The organism is Gymnodinialimonas mytili, assembly GCF_037544085.1.
Classification (GTDB): domain Bacteria; phylum Pseudomonadota; class Alphaproteobacteria; order Rhodobacterales; family Rhodobacteraceae; genus Gymnodinialimonas; species Gymnodinialimonas mytili.
This window is the reverse complement of the sequence record NZ_JBBIFW010000002.1, coordinates 617,298-633,668: the sequence shown is the minus strand read 5'-3', so window position 1 is coordinate 633,668 and position 16,371 is coordinate 617,298. Positions and strand designations below refer to the sequence as shown.

Here is a 16,371-nt window from a genome sequence, read left to right as displayed (position 1 = left end):
GTGATGCGCAACCCGGCCCGGCGGCCCTGTCCATACCCTGTGGCTAAAGCGCCTCGCCTTCCAGTTGGACGCGCAGATCTTCGACCAGCCTCAGGATATCGGGCTGTTGAGGATGGATCGCATGGGCGGCCTCATAAGCCTGCAACGCGCGGTCCTGATCGCCCATATCCTCCAGCATGATGCCCAACCCGGTCAGCGCCTCGAAATGGCGCGGCTCCAGCGCCAGAACCCGCTGAAGATCCGCAATTGCGGGGCCATACATCTGTTGCATGAAGAACATCGTCGCGCGCGCATTCCAGCCTTCGGCGAATTCAGGCGCGTGGTCGACCAGGGCCGTCAGGTGATCATAGGCCGCATCGTAATCCTCGACCTCCAGGGCCTCTTGGCCGCGCCGCAATAGGTAATCCGCCGTCGCCGAGCCCGAGATGGACCAGCGTTGGCGCACCTCTTCTTCGACAACGCTCCAATTGCGCAGGTCGGGATTCGCCAGACGATCCAGCAGGTCGTCGACAGTGGATTGCGCGGATGCAACTACGGGAATCCCGCACAAGACTGCCGCGACGAGAGCGTTGATGATGAGTCTCGGAAACGTCATGCTTTGTAACGTAGCATTCCGCGCAGCCAATACTAGATCAAGGCTGTGTGAGCGTGCTTGGACGCCAGGGAAAACAAGGGATGAGCTCAGATGAGCAATGCAATTATTGAGGCCGCGGTTGCGGCACTCTCCGAAAAGTTGGACGGCTCGGATTTCGACGGGTCGGCCCGGTTCGAGATCGAAGGCGAAGGCGCCGTCATGGTCGATGGGGCCGGCGTGCGCGCCGCCGAAGATGGCGAAGCCGCCGATGTGACGATGTCGGCTGAGGCAGACGTGTTCCAGGAAATCATGGCCGGGGATCTGAACCCCACCGCAGCCTTCATGTCCGGCAAGTTGAAGCTGGACGGTGACATGGGCACGGCCATGAAACTGGGCGGAGCGCTCAGCTGATGCTCAGCGGCCCCACCCCCACCGGGCTGACGCCCGCCCCGTTCTTCGCGGAGGTCGCCGATGGCCCCGACGGAGCCGAGGCATGGTGGGTGGAGGCCGACGACACGACGCGGCTGCGCCTTGCAGTGTGGCCGCGCGGCGACAAGGGAACCGTTTTGATGTTTCCCGGTCGTACCGAATATGCCGAGAAATATGGCCGCCTCGCCCGCGATATGGCCGAGCAAGGCTATGGCATGGTGGCGTTGGATTGGCGCGGCCAGGGCCTGGCCGACCGGCCCCAGCACAATCCCGGCATGGGCCATGTCATCGATTTCGATGAATATCAAAGCGATGTCGCTGCGTTCATGGCCGCGATCGCGGATCTGGATCTGCCCAAGCCCTATTACCTGATCGGCCATTCGATGGGCGGCTGTATCGGGTTGCGGGCGCTTTACAACGGGCTCGACGTGGCCGCCGCCGCCTTCACTGGCCCGATGTGGGGAATACAGATCCCCGGCGCGCTGCGGTTCATCGCACCGATCCTGTTCGGCATTGCCGAGCCGCTCGGCCTGTCGAAGTCTTACGTGCCGACCTTGCGCGAATGGAAGGCGCTGCCGTTTGAGGGCAACATCCTGACCTCCGACCCCGAGCAATACGCCTATATGGAGCATCAGACCGCCACCCATCCGGAACTGACGCTTGGCGGCCCGTCCTATACATGGCTGAAACTGGCCCTGGCCGAGAGCGCGGCTTTGATGCGCTTGCCCGCGCTGGATCTGCCGGTGGTCGCGATTGTCGGCACTGATGAGCGCCGCGTGTCGCAAGAGGCCCCAAAGCGGCGGATGGCGGATTGGCCGCGCGGCAAGTTGATCATGCTGGACGGCGCACGCCACGAAATCCTTCTCGAGGCCCCCGCCCTGCGCCAAAAGGCGCTCGACGCGATTATTGGCCTGTTCAATGCCCATCCCCGGGCAGCGCACGCTTAACCGAGCGTTCGCGCAACACCCGTCACGCCCATCCTATACCTGCCTGCGATGATCATCGACCAAGCATAGGTCAGGCCCGCACGCTCGCCTCTGACACCGGCGAGTGCATGGGCCAGAAACCGAATATGCGCATCTTCGACCTGACCGGGTGACACCGGTTGGGGGCTTCGACCGCTTTTGGAAGCGGCGCCGCTTCTCACTTGGGTTCGATTTCAAGGATCACCCGAGACGCCCCAAGACCGGATCAACCGTTGCGCCCCAGCCCGGCGCCGCGGCGTTTCGGCCTGTCCGCAGCCCCCCGCTCAGGCGGCGGTCAGCACCCCATCTTCCAGGCGCAGGATGCGATCCATCCGCGCCGCCAACGCGTGGTTATGGGTGGCGATCAAGGCGCTCAACCCCGTTCCGCGCACCAGCTCCATCAGAACGTCGAAGACCGTGTCCGATGTGGCCGGGTCCAGATTGCCCGTGGGCTCATCGGCCAGCAGCAGCGCGGGCTGATTGGCCAAAGCCCGGCAAAAGGCAACGCGTTGCTGTTCCCCGCCCGACAGTTCCGCCGGGCGATGATTCACCCGTGCCGCCAAGCCCACACGGCCCAGCAGATCCTCGGCCCGCGCCTGTGCGGCATCCGCCGGGATGCCATGGGCCAGTTGCGGCAAGACGATGTTTTCCGAGGCCGAGAACTCCGGCAACAGATGGTGGAACTGATAGACAAAGCCCACCATGCCGCGCCGCGCCGCCGTGCGCTCCCGATCCGACGCGCGGGTGACTGCCTGACCGCCGATCTCGACCGAGCCGCGATCAGCCACGTCCAACAAACCCGCAATATGCAGCAAGGTCGACTTGCCCGCCCCCGACGGCGCGATCAGACCGACGATTTCGCCCGCCTCAATCTCAGCCGACGCGCCACGCAGCACCGAAATCTCATTCGGCTGGCCGTGATTATAGGCCTTCTCGATCCCGTCGAGCACCAGGGCCTTATTCATAGCGCAGTGCCTCCACCGGGTTCATCCGCGCCGCGCGTCTTGCGGGAAAGATCGTCACGGCGAAACTCAGGCCCAGCGCCAGGAAGACGGCGCTCAGCACGTCGTCCAATTCAAGCCGCGCGGGCAATTCCGAGATCAGCCGCACCGACGGATCCCAGACGCCGCCCCCCGCGATCCAGTTCACCGCCGAGAAAATCGGATCGATCCAGATCGCAAAGGCGCAGCCCAGCGCCACGCCCATCACCGTGCCCGCCACACCCGTGACCGAGCCGCAGATGAAGAAGACCCGCAGGATTGACCCCTCGCTCAGCCCGATGGTGCGCAGGATGCCGATATCGCGGGACTTGTTTTTCACCAGCATGATCAGGCCCGACACGATGTTCATCGTCGCAATCAGCACCAGGATCGACAGGATGATGAACATGATGTTGTCCTCCATCTGCAGGGCTTGCAGGAAGGCGCCGGAATTGTCCTGCCAGGTGCGCAGATACACGTTCTGCCCGGCAGCGACCTGTACCTGCGCATAAAGGAAATTGGCGCGCTCGGGATCGCTGACCGAGACATCGATCTGATCGGCGACACCATCGCGCCCGAAGAACCGTTGCGCCTCGGCCAGCGGCAGATAGAGCCGCACCCGGTCGATATCGCTGCGCCCGACCTGGAAGATGTAAACCACCTCATAGGTGCCCACGCGCGCCGCGCGCCCGCCCGCCGTCTGCGCGCCATTGGGGGAGGTGATGCGGATCTCGTCGCCCTCGATCACGCCCAGGCGCCGGGCCATGCCCGACCCGATGGCGACCCCTTCATCCAGACGTTCCAGATCACCCCAGGCAATCTCCGGGTCCTCGACCAGGGGGACGGTGCGCAGATCCTCCAGCGACATGCCGATCACCTGCCCGAACGTATCCGCACGGCTGGAGCTGACCATCACCTCCGCGCGCACCACCGCCGCGGCATGGGCCACACCGGGCACCTCGCGGATGGCCGCGGCGATGGCGTCGGGCTCGGGGATCGTGCGCGTCGTGGCCCGCCGCCCTTCCAGCGCCTCGGCGACCGCCGGATTGCTCTCGATCAGCGCCAGCTCTTCGGCCGAGTAATCCAACCGGTCATGGCCATGGACCACGATATGCGGATCGGCGCCCAGGATCGTGCCGACAAATTCGTACCGAAAGCCCGAGCGCACGGCGAGCGTGGCGATCAGCGCCATCACCGCCAGGCTGATGCCCAGAAAACTGATCCAGGTCATCGTGCTGATGCCGCCCTCGGCCCGGCGCGCGCGCAGGTAACGCCAAGCGATCATGAACTCGAACCGGGAAAACGGGCGTGGCGGGCTGCTCGTTGGGTGGGACATCGATTATCCTTCTGTGCTTGGGCGCAAGGTGGGGATTTCGCCGCCCAAGTCAACACGGCACCGCCACGGGGGAATACCGCGGCAACAAGAGCGTTGAACCTAGGCGCCATGTCGCTTTTAATCGTGTGTGTCGCAAACGGACCATGCGGCGCTTTTTACGATGGAACATCGTTTTGGTCCGAACAGGGAGAGTCAATCGTGACACTTTTCAACGCACATCATGTGCACCCCGCCGCCCGCGCCTATGCGCAGGAGGTTGCCGACGGCACAATGGATCGGCGCGAATTTTTAACCCGAGCCACCGCGCTTGGCGTATCTGCAGCTGGCGCCTATGCGCTGATCGGCGCCACCCCAGCCGCCGCCGATGGACATATCGCGCCGGGCGGCACGATGCGCATCCAGATGGATGTGCGCGCGCTGAAAGATCCACCGACCTTTGACTGGCCGCAAATGGCCAATGTCGCCCGCGGCTGGCTGGAATATCTGGTCCAGTATAACCGCGACGGCGTGTTCGAACCCCGCCTGCTGGAAAGCTGGGAGGTCAACGAAGACGCGACCCAATATGTGCTGAACCTGCGCCAGGGCGTGCAGTGGAACGATGGCACGCCCTTCACCGCCGCCGACGTCGCCTATAACGTCACGCGCTGGTGTGACGCCTCGATCGAGGGCAATTCGATGGCCAGCCGGATGGCGGCGCTGATGGAAAACGACCAATTGCGCGACGGCGCGCTTGAGATCACCGATGATCACACGGTGGTGCTGAACCTGTCGCGGCCTGACATCACGATCCTGCCGACGATCTCGGATTATGCCGCCGCCATCGTGCAGGACGGCTTTTCCGGCAGCCCCTCCGACAACCCGGTCGGCACAGGCCCCTACCGCCTGGCCGAGATCGAGGTCGGCGTGCGCGCCGTGCTGGAACGCAACGCCGATCATACGTGGTGGGCTGAGGGCACCGGCGCGTTTCTCGACCGGATCGAGTTCATCGATCTGGGCCAGGACCAAGCCGCCCATGTCGCCGCCGCCGAGGCGGGCGAGATGGATATGCTCTACGAAACGCTGGGTGATTTCATCGATATCTTCGATGCCATTGGCTGGACCAAATCCGAGGCGGTGTCGGCGAATTCGCTTGTCTTGCGCACCAACCAGAGCGTCGAGCCCTATAACGATGTCCGCGTCCGGCGCGCGCTGGCCCTGGCCTGTAACAACGAAGTGCTGATGGAGCTTGGCGTGAACGGTCTGGGCACCGTGGCCGAAAACCACCATGTCTGCCCGATCCATCCCGAATATGCCGATATCGGTCCGGCGGTTTACGACCCCGACGCCGCGCGCACGCTGATGGAAGAAGCGGGCCAGATGGACTTCGAGCACGAGCTGATCTCCATCGACGACACCTGGCGTCGCCCGACGACGGATGCCTTGGCAGCGCAATTGCGCGATGCGGGCTTCACCGTCACGCGGACCATTTATCCGGGCAATACGTTCTGGAACGATTGGGCGAACTACCCGTTCTCGTCCACCGATTGGGGCCACCGCCCGCTGGGTGTGCAGAACCTGACGCTGGCCTATACGACCGGCGCGGCCTGGAACGAAACCGCCTTTGCCAATGAGGAATTCGACACGCTTCTGGCCGAAGCCTCGGCCATCGCCGATGCCGATGCGCGGTCCGAGATCATGGCACAGATCCAGCAGATCATGATCGATGAAGGTGTGGTGATTCAGCCCTATTGGCGCTCGATCTACCGCCATTTCACCGACAATGTGGTCGGAGCGGAAACCCATCCGATCTTCGAAATACATGTCCATAAGTTAGGGTTCGCAGCCTAACTCACTTCGTTTATACGGTTTTAGCGCGGCGGCGGGTCATCCCGTCGCCCGCTTTTTTGTAGTGAGTTCTGGTTTCAGTTATGTCCACCTCCGACGGCGATCGCAGCAAGGATGCGATAGCAATCTACCAAGGCCTGCTCGACCTGATGGGTCGGGCGATCACACATCGTGATTTCGATGCCTATTCGGCCTACGTGGCCTTGCCGCATTACATCGAAACCGAAGGCAGCGCGCTGATGATCGAAACACGCGATCAACTCAGCGCCGTGTTCAACGATATCTGTGATCGCCTGGCGCGCATCGACATCGATGGGCTGACTCGCCATTGCCTCTCGGCGACATTTACCGCGCCGGATCAGATCACCGGCACACATATCACCTGGCAAGTGACCCGCAGCAATGCGATCCAGGAAAGCTACAAGGTCCACTCGGTCCTGACCCGTGGCGCGGGGATCTGGCAGGTGGCCAGTGGCACCTATACCGGCGATACGGACACCCTGCCCTGCAGCATGTCCCGCAGCCTGCGCGAGGTGGGCGCCCGCCCGGTGCCGACCCGGCAACATCCCTGCACCGGACAGCCCGGCCCGTCATCGGGGCCGAAAGCGTCGGACCGGTAACCAAAGACTATGCGCGTCCGCCACAGAGCCCTAATCTATCGGCCCAGGGTTCAACGGCGCGCGGGTGACGGAAGATGATCGACCACATGGAACTGACGGTCAGCGATTTCGACCGTGCCAAAGCGTTCTATTCCGCAGCCTTGGCGCCGCTTGGCGCCCGCTATCTGGTCACGCTCCCACCCGAGCAGACCGACGGCGTTGCGGTGGGCGGCTTTGGCCAGCGGGACCGCGCCTATCTTTGGATCAGCCAAGGCACGCCGCAGCGCCCCAGCCTGCATATCGCCTTTACCGCCTCCCGCCGCGATCAGGTCGATGCCTTCCACCAAGCCGCTTTGGCCGCCGGCGGCACCGATAATGGCACGCCGGGCCTGCGCCCGCACTACCACCCCGACTATTACGGCGCTTTCGTGCTCTGCCCCGATGGCCATAATATCGAGGCCGTTTGCCACGCACCTGTTGCGCCGTAAACCTTGACGCCCTCCCCCGTTCCAGCCCACATGGACGCCCGGATCGGAGAGCGCCATGTTTGAACCAGCCATCACCGGATCAGGCGTCTTCACGCCCGATCAGAGCATTTCCAACGATGAATTGGTGGTGGCCTTCAATGCCTATGCCGATGCTTGGAATGCCGACCATGCCCAAGCGATTGCGGCGGGTAAGGCGGAGGCGATGCAGCATTCTTCCAGCGATTTTATCAAAGCGGCGTCGGGCATCGAACGCCGCTATGTGCTGGACAAGACGGGTGTGCTGGACCCTGCGGTGATGCATCCGCTGCTGCCCGCGCGCGAGATGGACCAGATCAGCGCCATGGCCGAGATGGGTGTGGATGCCTGCCAGAAGGCTCTGGATATGGCCGGGGTCGCGGCGGTGGAGGTCGATGCGGTGATCTGCGCGGCGTCGAACCACGAACGCGCCTATCCCGCTATCGCCATCGAGATCCAAGAGGCGCTTGGCACCGGCGGCTTCGGGTTTGACATGAACGTGGCGTGTTCCTCGGCGACGTTCGGGATCCAGGCGGCGGCGGATATGATCCGCGCGGGCAGCATCCGGCGCGCGCTGGTCGTGAACCCCGAGATCTGCTCGGCCCATCTGGAATGGCGCGACCGCGATTGCCATTTCATCTTTGGCGATGTCGCCACGGCGGTTCTGATCGAGCGCGCAGACCTGGCCAAAGGGCCGCGCTTCACGATCAAATCCACCCGCTGCGCGACGCAGTTTTCCAACAACATCCGCAACAACAATGGCTTCCTGCGCCGCACCCGCGACGGCCATATGGAAGACCGCCGCGATATGCAGTTCATGCAGAACGGTCGCAAAGTCTTCAAAGAGGTGCTGCCGCTGGTCTCGAAACACATCGCCGAGCATATGGACTCCGAAGGCGTCGAGGCCGCCGATCTCAAACGCCTCTGGCTGCACCAGGCCAACAAGACGATGAACGATTATATCGGCAAGAAGGTTCTGGGCCGCGTCCCGGAAGACGGCGAGCAGCCCAATATTCTACAGGATTACGCCAATACCTCTTCGGCGGGCTCGATCATCGCCTTTGCGCAATATTCCGATGATTTCGCGCCGGGCGATACCGGCCTGATCTGCTCGTTCGGGGCGGGCTATTCCGTCGGCTCGGTGATTGTGGAAAAGACCACCTAGCAGCACGCGAGATCGCCAACTCAAAGCCCAGAGGATAGGCCGCCAGATTATGGGCTGCCGCGGCGAGCGGCACGCGGTTTCTGAAATGCCCACCGCGTGCGACACCAAGCCTGCCAGGCGGTCCGGTTCACATGTCGATATGGCCTAGTAAATCGGGAACCTTGCGCATAGCTCGATGACCTGCGCCTTCACCTTGGCCTCCACTTCAGCGTTCTCGGCGCCGTCTTTGGCTTTCAAGCCGTCAACGATTTCAACGATCCAATCGCCGATCTGGCGGAACTCGGCTTCGGAAAATCCGCGTGTGGTTGCGGCAGGTGACCCAAGGCGCAGCCCCGAGGTGATTGTCGGCTTTTCGCTGTCGAACGGGATGCCGTTCTTGTTGCAAGTGATATTCGCGCGGCCAAGGGCCGTTTCGGCAATATTGCCTTTGACGCCTTTGGGCCGGAGATCCACCAGCATGAGATGGGTATCCGTCCCGCCGGTGACGACGTTGAGGCCACCGGTTTGCAATTGATCGGCCAGGGCCTGCGCATTGGCGATGACCTGGCGCTGATACTCCGTGAAGGCGGGCTGCAACGCCTCGCCGAAGGCCACGGCCTTGGCGGCAATCACATGCATCAAGGGCCCGCCCTGGATGCCGGGAAAAATGGCCGAGTTGACCGCCTTGGCCAAAGCGTTGTCATTGGTCAGGATCATGCCGCCGCGCGGCCCGCGGAGGGTTTTGTGCGTGGTCGTCGTCGCCACATGCACATGCGGAAACGGCGAAGGATAAAGACCCGCCGCAATCAGACCCGCGAAATGCGCGATATCCGCCAGCAGAACCGCCCCGACCTGGTCGGCAATGGCGCGGAACCTGGCAAAGTCGAGCTGGCGCGGAATGGCAGAGCCGCCCGCGATGATCATATTCGGCCGATGCTGCAGCGCCAGGGCCTCGATCTGATCGTAATCGACATCCAGCGTCTCCGGCCGCACGCCGTAATGGACGGCATTGAACCATTTGCCCGACTGGTTGGGCTTGGCGCCGTGGGTCAGATGGCCACCGGCATCCAGCGACATGCCAAGGATCGTATCGCCCGGCTGCAACAGCGCCTGAAATATGCCCTGATTGGCCTGGCTGCCGGAATTGGGCTGCACATTGGCAAAGTCACATCCAAACAGCTGACAGGCCCGCTCGATGGCGAGCCGTTCGGCTTCATCCACATATTGGCAGCCCCCGTAATACCGGCGCCCGGGATAGCCTTCGGCATATTTGTTCGTCATCACCGAGCCTTGCGCCTGCATCACGGCCCTGGAGACGATGTTTTCAGATGCGATCAGCTCGATTTCATCGCGCTGACGGCCAAGCTCGCGGGTGATCGACCCAAAGATCGCGGGATCGGTATCGGCCAGATCGGATGCGAAAAACCCAAAGCTGCGGTGCTGTGTGTTCATGATGTCAGTTCCCTATGCCACGCGGTCGCGCGGCGCCTTGCCTTCGAAAAAGTCGTTCAGATTGTCGAGCACGCGCAAGCCCATGGCCTGCCGCGCCTCACGCGTGGCGCTGCCAAGATGGGGCAGCATCACCAGGTTGTCGCATTGGCTGAGCATCGGGTTGACCGACGGTTCGCGTTCGAAGACATCCAATGCCGCGCCGCCAATCATGTCGAACATCAGCGCCTGGGCCAGCGCGGCTTCATCAACCACTTCGCCCCGGGCGGTATTGATCAGAAACGCGTCGGGCTTCATCAGATCCAGACGTCGGCTGTTGATCATCTTCGCATTCTCCGCGCCGCCCGGGCAATGCAACGAGACGAAATCACACAGCGGCAGAAGCTCTTCGATGGTGGCGACCTGGGTCGCGCCATAGGTGGCCAGCAGATCGGGACGCACCGCGGAGCGGTTGAACACGATGATGTTCATGCCAAACCCGAAATGCGCGCGTTTGGCCATTTCCTGACCGATGCGCCCAAACCCGACAATGCCCAGCGTCTTGCCCGACACCTTGGTGCCGATCAGATGGGTCGGGCGCCAACCATCCCATTGCCCGGCCCGCAACTCGCGCTCGCCGTCGCCGGCGCGGCGCGCGACCATCAGCATCAGCGTCATGGCAAGATCGGCGGTGCATTCCGACAGCACATCGGGGGTGTTGGTGATGGCGATGCCCTGGGTCTTGGCCTGTTCCACGTCGATATGCGTGTAGCCGACACCATAATTCGCCAGGATCTTGGTCTGCGCCTTCGGCACGTCCAAGGCTTGCGCCCCGATCTTGTCTGTGACGGTGGGCAGAACGGCATCATAGCGCTGGATCGCCTCGCGAAACTCGTCCGGTGTCAGGGGGCGATCGCTGCGGTTCAACTCGACATCGTAATGTGCGGCCAGCTTTTGTTCGACGGCGGCGGGCCAGCGGCGGGTCACCAGAACGGTTGGTTTCGTCATCACGCAGCCTCCATCACGCTTGCAATTGTGGCGCCGATCACGGCGGGGTTTTCGGCCACCGTCACACCCGCGGCCGAAAGGATCTCGACCTTTTCGGATGCGCTTTCCCCAAAGGCCGAGATGATCGCGCCCGCATGCCCCATGGTGCGCCCTTTGGGTGCGGTCAGCCCGGCCACGTAAGCCACCACCGGTTTGCTCACGTGATCGCGGATATATTCGGCGGCCTCGGCCTCTTGCGGGCCGCCGATCTCACCAATCAGGGTAATGATATGGGTATCGGGATCCTTCTCGAAACGCGCGAGGATGTCCTTGAAGGACGAGCCGTTGATCGGGTCGCCGCCGATGCCGACCGACGTCGACACGCCGATGCCGCGTTCCTTCAACTGACTGGCCGCTTCATAGCCAAGCGTCCCCGAGCGGCCGACAATGCCCACATGGCCCGGAAGATAGATGTGCCCCGGCATGATCCCGAGCAAAGCCTTGCCCGGGCTGATCGTGCCCGCGCAATTGGGGCCGGTCAGCACCATACGACGCTCTTTGGGATAGCGGTACATATAGCGTTTCACGCGGATCATATCCTGGGCGGGAATGCCGTCGGTGATGCAGACGCAATACCGGATGCCCGCATCGGCGGCCTCCATGATGCTGTCGGCGGCAAAGGGGGGCGGAACGAAGACGAGCGAGGCTTCGGCCCGTGTTTCCGCAACCGCCTCTGCCACCGTGTCAAAGACCGGAAGCCCGTCGACACGCTCGCCGCCTTTGCCGGGCACGACGCCACCGACGACATTGGTGCCGTAGTCCAGCATGTCCCTGGTATGGAACCGCGCCATTTTGCCGGTGATGCCCTGGACAATGACGCGGGTGTCTTTGTCGAGAAGAATGCTCATAATGCGGCCCTCATGTTCACACCCTGCGCAAGGTCGTTTTTCCAGGCCCCGACGGCACGCTCGGCGGCCTCCTGCAGGGTGGCGGCGCGAATGATCGGCAGGCCGGACCGCGCGAGTATCTTTTGCCCCTGTTCCACGTTGGTGCCTGCAAGTCGGACGATCACAGGCACGTCGACCTCGACCTCTTTCAACGCTTGCACCACACCTTCGGCCACCCAATCGCAGCGATTGATGCCCGCGAAGATGTTCACCAGGATCGCCTGAACCTTCTTGTCCGACAGAACCAGCCGAAACGCCTTGGCCACCCGTTCGGGTGTCGCCCCGCCCCCGATATCGAGGAAATTCGCGGGCTCGCCACCGGCGAGTTTGATCGTGTCCATCGTCGCCATCGCCAGACCCGCGCCATTGACGATGCAGCCGATATTGCCGTCCAGACCCACATAGTTCAGCCCGCGATCCGCCGCGCGGCTTTCGCGCGGATCCTCCTGGCTTTTGTCGCGCAACTCGGCGATCTGGGGATGCCGGAACAGCGCATTGTCATCGAAGGTCATCTTCGCATCGAGCGCGATCACCCGGTGATCTTCGGTGATGACAAGCGGATTGATCTCGACCATCGTCGCGTCAAGTTCGGTAAAGGCGCGATAGCAGCCTTTCATGGTGCGGACCATTTGCGGAACCAGCGCGGCCTCAACCCCCAGTTTGAAGGCGATCTGGCGGCACTGGAATTCGCGCAAGCCCACCGCAGGCTCCACCACCGCGCGCACGATGCTGTCGGGTTTGTCGGCCGAGATCTCCTCGATCTCCATGCCGCCCTCGGCGGAGGCCACGATCATCACGCGCTGCGTCGTACGGTCGAGGACAAATCCCAGATAGATCTCGTTGGCGATCAGGACGGCGGTTTCGACATAGACCCGATAGACACCCTTCCCTTCGGGCCCGGTCTGATGCGTGACCAGCTTCATCCCGAACATGTTCTCGCAGGCCTCATAGATCTCGGTATCGGTCTTGCACACCTTCACACCCCCCGCCTTGCCGCGCCCGCCCGCATGAACCTGGGCCTTGACGACCCAACGCTCGCCGCCCAATTCGCTGGCGCGATACGCGGCTTGTTCGGGGCTGTAGGCAAGGGCGCCGTCGGGGACGGTGACCCCGAAGCCCGACAGCACTTCCTTGGCCTGATATTCGTGGATATCCATGTCTCGCCTCCCTAAGACCGTCGATTTGCTTCGCGTTACTCGGCGGCGATCGCCTTGCCGTAATGCTGCTGCAACGCCGCATCGACGCGCGTCTGATCCACCTGCGCGCCAAGATCGCGCAAAGCGGCGGCAAAGCGGTTCACGATATCGGTGATTGCCGCTTCGGACAGCAGGTTGAGGATGCCGATTCGCACCTGCACCGGCTCCGACAGGGTGGGCCAGATGCCAAAATCCTGCGCGCGACAATGCTGCACCAGCTCCATCTCTCGCCCGGCCAGCGCGTCGGGCAGGTTCAGCACGACCAGCGACGGCATGTTGGACGTCACGTGGCAGCCCATTGCCTGGACCGCGGCCCTCAAGGCTGCTTCATGGAATGTGTAATCCGCGGCCCTTTGCGCAATCGTCTGCTGGATGCAGATCCGAAGCGCTTCGTGGAAGGCCGACACCGCGTAGGCGGAATGGGTTCGGTGATAGGTGCCCTTGTCGACATCCTTGCCATCGATGATGCCCCAATGCCGCGCCTCAAGGATCGGATGATGACAGAAGGTACGCGTTCCAGTGGCGCGCAGTGTCGCGATATAGCGATCCGAAAAAGAGACCGGCGCATAGGTCAATGGCAGGCAACAGATGCCTTTCTGCGGGCACGACGCCCAGCCGTGAATTCCCGGATACTCATCGATGCGGAAGTCGCCGACCCCGAGGCTTGAGACCGCGTCGACCAGCCCCATCACGTCGTGCCTTTCGCACGCGTCGCTGAAGCCGCGCAAATCGTTCACCCGGCCAGACCCGGTTTCCCAATGGGCCATCGCCGCCCATTTCGGCTTGTGTTCGGCCAGGGCGGCGTCGACGATCTCGCCGGTTACGCTTTGCCCGTGCGGCACGTCGATGATCACGACATTTTCGGTCTGCGGGTCCAGGGAATTGGCCGCCAACTCCTCAGCCGTGGCGGCCTTCATGCGCAGGGTCAGCCCGTCGATGCCCGAGAAGGTGCCGTTGACGAACATCACCACCTTGTCGCCCGGCATCACGACCGAGAACATCATGTCCAACCCGCTCCAACCGGTGCCGGCGACACCGAACGTGTGTGTGTTGTCCGTCCCCATCACCTGGCGGAGCATCTGCTTGCACTCGACCATGCCGCGCAGGACCGCCGGATGCATATGATCGGCCAGGCCCGCACCGGCATAGCGCGTCAGGACGCGGGCATCGGTGTGGCCCGGGCCGGGGCCAGCGGCGATGGTGTTCGGGATATCGAGCTGAGGGAATGCGAGTGCATTGGACATTTTCTTTCCTCCGAAACCTGTGCTTGCGAAACTTAGTTGCTCCAAAAGCCGCAGTCACAGGTGATAAATACGTTGCGAAGAAAGAAAACGCCCCTTAGTCCTACTTATGGGTATCTATTTGGGTAGGAAAAATACTACCCATAAGTCCAAATATACGGTTGTATACTGAAAATTGACCCACCCGAATGGGTAGTTTGTTAAGAACTAGGCAACTAAATCAGATGGTTAATGAAACGGGATCTCCGATCGACATCATGCTGGCCGACGGTAATCCGCTGGTCCTGTCGGCGCTGTCCGAGCTGATTGATCGCGATCCGCGATTCTCTCTGGTGGCCACCGCCGCGACGGCGGAGGGCTTTCTGGGTACGGTGATGCGGGTGCCGGTTCAGGTCGGTGTGATCGACTGGACCCTGCCAGTGCTTGGGGGGGCCAAGCTGATCGAAGTGTTACGCGACCAGGCCAATGCCCCGCGCATTGTTGTCTATGCCGAGGATACCGGCGATCTGCCGCGCCTGGCGATGACGGCGGGTGCCGCCGCCTTTGCCCCGCGGTCGAGCGATGCGGAAACGCTGATGGAGACCTGTATCGATGTCGCGGCGGGCAAGATGGTGTTTCCATTCCTCGATATCCGCGATTTGCAAAGCGATCCAATCCACCAATTGTCCCGAAAAGAAAGGGCCATGCTGGAGGCGTTGTCGAAGGGCCTGACCAACCGAGAGCTTGCCAAAGAGCTGGATATCACGATCAACACCGTAAAATTCCATCTCTCGAACCTCTACGAAAAGCTGAGCGTCAAGAACCGGGCGCAGGCGATTGCGTTCTATTATTCGTCGCGTCTGGCGCTGGAAAAAGCGCCGAACGGTATACCCAGATAGACCGAAACCCGCCTTGACAGAATGTGTCTGTGCTGACCTTTCTCGCGCAACAATATGACCATTCGAAAGGTTCGACTCATGTCGTTTCACCCCGTGACCCAAGCGCCAGGCCGTCTCAATCGCTCGGAACTGGCTGTGCCGGGCAGCCAGCCGCAAATGTTTGAAAAGGCGGCCCAATCCGATGTGGATGTGATCTTTCTGGATCTTGAAGATGCGGTCGCCCCGGACGAAAAGGAGCAGGCCCGCAAGAACATCATCAAGGGCCTGAATGAGATCGACTGGGGCAACAAGTCCATGTCCGTGCGCATCAACGGGCTCGACACCCACTACATGTATCGCGATGTGGTGGATGTGGTCGAACAGGCCGGCGAACGGCTCGACCTGATCATGATCCCCAAGGTCGGCACCGCGGCAGATGTCTACGCCGTGGACATGATGGTGACGCAGATCGAAGACGCGAAAGGCTACTCAAAGCGCATCGGCTTCGAGCACATCATCGAAACCGCCTTGGGCATGCAGAATATCACCGAGATTGCCGGCGCCTCCAAGCGCAACGAGAGCCTGCATTTTGGGGTTGCGGATTATGCCGCCTCGACCCGCGCCCGCACCACGATCATCGGCGGCGTGAACGAGGATTATGCGGTGCTCACCGACCCCGACGAGAGCGGTAACCGCGCCACCCATTGGGGCGACATGTGGCACTATGCGCTGGCCCGCATGGTCGTGGCCGCCCGCGCCAATGGCTTGCGCCCCATCGACGGACCCTTCGGCGACTTCCAGGACGCTGACGGCTACAAGGCCGCCGCCTACCGTGCTGCCGTCCTGGGCTGCGAGGGCAAATGGGCCATCCACCCCAGCCAGATCGCCCTCGCCAATGAGGTCATGAGCCCGTCGGACGCCGAAATCACCAAGGCGCAGCGCATCCTGGCCGCAATGGCCGAGGCCGAAGCCGCAGGCAAGGGCGCCGTCAGCCTCGACGGGCGCCTCATCGATTACGCTTCGATCCGGCAAGCCGAAGTATTGGTCGAGAAAGCGAAGCAGATCTCGGCGGGGTGATGAAAGGGCGCAGTTCTGGCACTGCGGGCCAAGACGCTGTGAGCTGATCCATCACGCATCGACCACGCTGAACGACACTCAGACAGCGTCAGAGCGGACCATGGCAGGGGTCCGTTCTGACGCTAAGAACCGACATCGGACACAACACGTGCGGTGGCACGTTGCGCCTTTTTGACAGGCGGACAATGCCGCGCTGGGCGCCTTTGCCCCACCCTCCCAGACACAACCCAGGCGCGAATTTCCTTTGCGTCAATGCGAATCCTGTGCCAGCTTAAATGTCTGAC

General features: G+C 62.3%; 16 protein-coding genes. 8 read left to right on the top strand and 8 right to left on the bottom strand.

Annotation, left to right across the window (positions count from 1 at the left end):
- Nucleotides 1-43: 43 nt before the first annotated feature.
- Nucleotides 44-595 carry a tetratricopeptide repeat protein gene (locus V8J82_RS12645; protein ID WP_339975704.1) on the bottom strand — a complete coding sequence of 184 codons (552 nt, stop codon included), beginning with the start codon at nt 593-595 and terminating at the stop codon, nt 44-46.
- 90 nt (nt 596-685) lie between these two features.
- Here V8J82_RS12645 and V8J82_RS12640 point away from each other — a divergent pair, with 90 nt between their 5' ends.
- Nucleotides 686-985 (top strand): SCP2 sterol-binding domain-containing protein, encoded by a 300-nt coding sequence (locus tag V8J82_RS12640; RefSeq protein ID WP_339975703.1) that lies wholly within the window; start codon nt 686-688, stop codon nt 983-985.
- The gene (locus V8J82_RS12635) at nt 985-1,950 is read left to right on the top strand and encodes an alpha/beta fold hydrolase (protein ID WP_339975702.1); all 966 of its coding nucleotides are present in this window, start codon (nt 985-987) and stop codon (nt 1,948-1,950) included. The genes V8J82_RS12640 and V8J82_RS12635 overlap by 1 nt, the downstream gene beginning before the upstream one ends.
- Before the next feature lie 302 nt (nt 1,951-2,252).
- Here the strand turns inward: V8J82_RS12635 and V8J82_RS12630 are convergent, their stop codons facing one another.
- Both V8J82_RS12630 and V8J82_RS12625 read right to left on the bottom strand, forming a co-directional pair.
- Nucleotides 2,253-2,933 carry an ABC transporter ATP-binding protein gene (locus V8J82_RS12630; RefSeq protein ID WP_339975701.1) on the bottom strand — a complete coding sequence of 227 codons (681 nt, stop codon included), beginning with the start codon at nt 2,931-2,933 and terminating at the stop codon, nt 2,253-2,255.
- A complete protein-coding gene (locus V8J82_RS12625; protein ID WP_339975700.1) occupies nt 2,926-4,284 on the bottom strand; it encodes an ABC transporter permease in 1,359 nt (452 codons plus the stop codon). The genes V8J82_RS12630 and V8J82_RS12625 overlap by 8 nt, the downstream gene beginning before the upstream one ends.
- 270 nt (nt 4,285-4,554) lie before the next feature.
- Between V8J82_RS12625 and V8J82_RS12620 the strand changes: the two genes are divergently transcribed.
- From V8J82_RS12620 to V8J82_RS12605, 4 genes are all read left to right on the top strand, one after another.
- Complete coding sequence (locus V8J82_RS12620) at nt 4,555-6,111, top strand: ABC transporter substrate-binding protein (RefSeq protein WP_339976042.1); 1,557 nt, start codon at nt 4,555-4,557, stop codon at nt 6,109-6,111.
- Nucleotides 6,112-6,191: 80 nt separating this feature from the next.
- Nucleotides 6,192-6,728, top strand: a complete 537-nt coding sequence (locus V8J82_RS12615) for a hypothetical protein (protein ID WP_339975699.1) — start codon at nt 6,192-6,194, stop codon at nt 6,726-6,728.
- Between the two features lie 74 nt (nt 6,729-6,802).
- Nucleotides 6,803-7,195, top strand: a complete 393-nt coding sequence (locus tag V8J82_RS12610; protein WP_339975698.1) for a VOC family protein — start codon at nt 6,803-6,805, stop codon at nt 7,193-7,195.
- 55 nt (nt 7,196-7,250) lie between these two features.
- Nucleotides 7,251-8,375 (top strand): beta-ketoacyl-ACP synthase III, encoded by a 1,125-nt coding sequence (locus V8J82_RS12605; RefSeq protein WP_339975697.1) that lies wholly within the window; start codon nt 7,251-7,253, stop codon nt 8,373-8,375.
- A 144-nt stretch (nt 8,376-8,519) separates the two neighbouring features.
- Here the strand turns inward: V8J82_RS12605 and glyA are convergent, their stop codons facing one another.
- From glyA to V8J82_RS12580, 5 genes are read right to left on the bottom strand one after another with little or no spacing between them, the layout of a single operon-like run.
- Nucleotides 8,520-9,806, bottom strand: a complete 1,287-nt coding sequence (gene glyA, locus V8J82_RS12600) for a serine hydroxymethyltransferase (RefSeq protein WP_339975696.1) — start codon at nt 9,804-9,806, stop codon at nt 8,520-8,522.
- 12 nt (nt 9,807-9,818) lie between these two features.
- Nucleotides 9,819-10,790, bottom strand: a complete 972-nt coding sequence (locus V8J82_RS12595) for a 2-hydroxyacid dehydrogenase (RefSeq protein WP_339975695.1) — start codon at nt 10,788-10,790, stop codon at nt 9,819-9,821.
- On the bottom strand, nt 10,790-11,677 hold the full coding sequence (sucD, locus tag V8J82_RS12590; RefSeq protein WP_339975694.1) for a succinate--CoA ligase subunit alpha: 888 nt from the start codon (nt 11,675-11,677) through the stop codon (nt 10,790-10,792). Before sucD ends, V8J82_RS12595 begins: the two co-directional genes overlap by 1 nt.
- Nucleotides 11,674-12,873 carry a malate--CoA ligase subunit beta gene (locus tag V8J82_RS12585; RefSeq protein ID WP_339975693.1) on the bottom strand — a complete coding sequence of 400 codons (1,200 nt, stop codon included), beginning with the start codon at nt 12,871-12,873 and terminating at the stop codon, nt 11,674-11,676. The genes sucD and V8J82_RS12585 overlap by 4 nt, the downstream gene beginning before the upstream one ends.
- A 35-nt stretch (nt 12,874-12,908) precedes the next feature.
- Nucleotides 12,909-14,156: a pyridoxal-phosphate-dependent aminotransferase family protein gene (locus V8J82_RS12580; protein WP_339975692.1), complete on the bottom strand. Its 1,248-nt coding sequence runs from the start codon at nt 14,154-14,156 to the stop codon at nt 12,909-12,911.
- Nucleotides 14,157-14,377: 221 nt separating this feature from the next.
- Here V8J82_RS12580 and V8J82_RS12575 point away from each other — a divergent pair, with 221 nt between their 5' ends.
- Entirely contained in the window at nt 14,378-15,031 is a 654-nt protein-coding gene (locus V8J82_RS12575) for a response regulator transcription factor (RefSeq protein WP_439650059.1), read from the top strand.
- Between the two features lie 78 nt (nt 15,032-15,109).
- Nucleotides 15,110-16,087, top strand: coding sequence for an HpcH/HpaI aldolase/citrate lyase family protein (locus tag V8J82_RS12570; protein ID WP_339975691.1), 978 nt, complete (start codon nt 15,110-15,112; stop codon nt 16,085-16,087).
- The last annotated feature ends 284 nt before the right edge of the window (nt 16,088-16,371 follow it).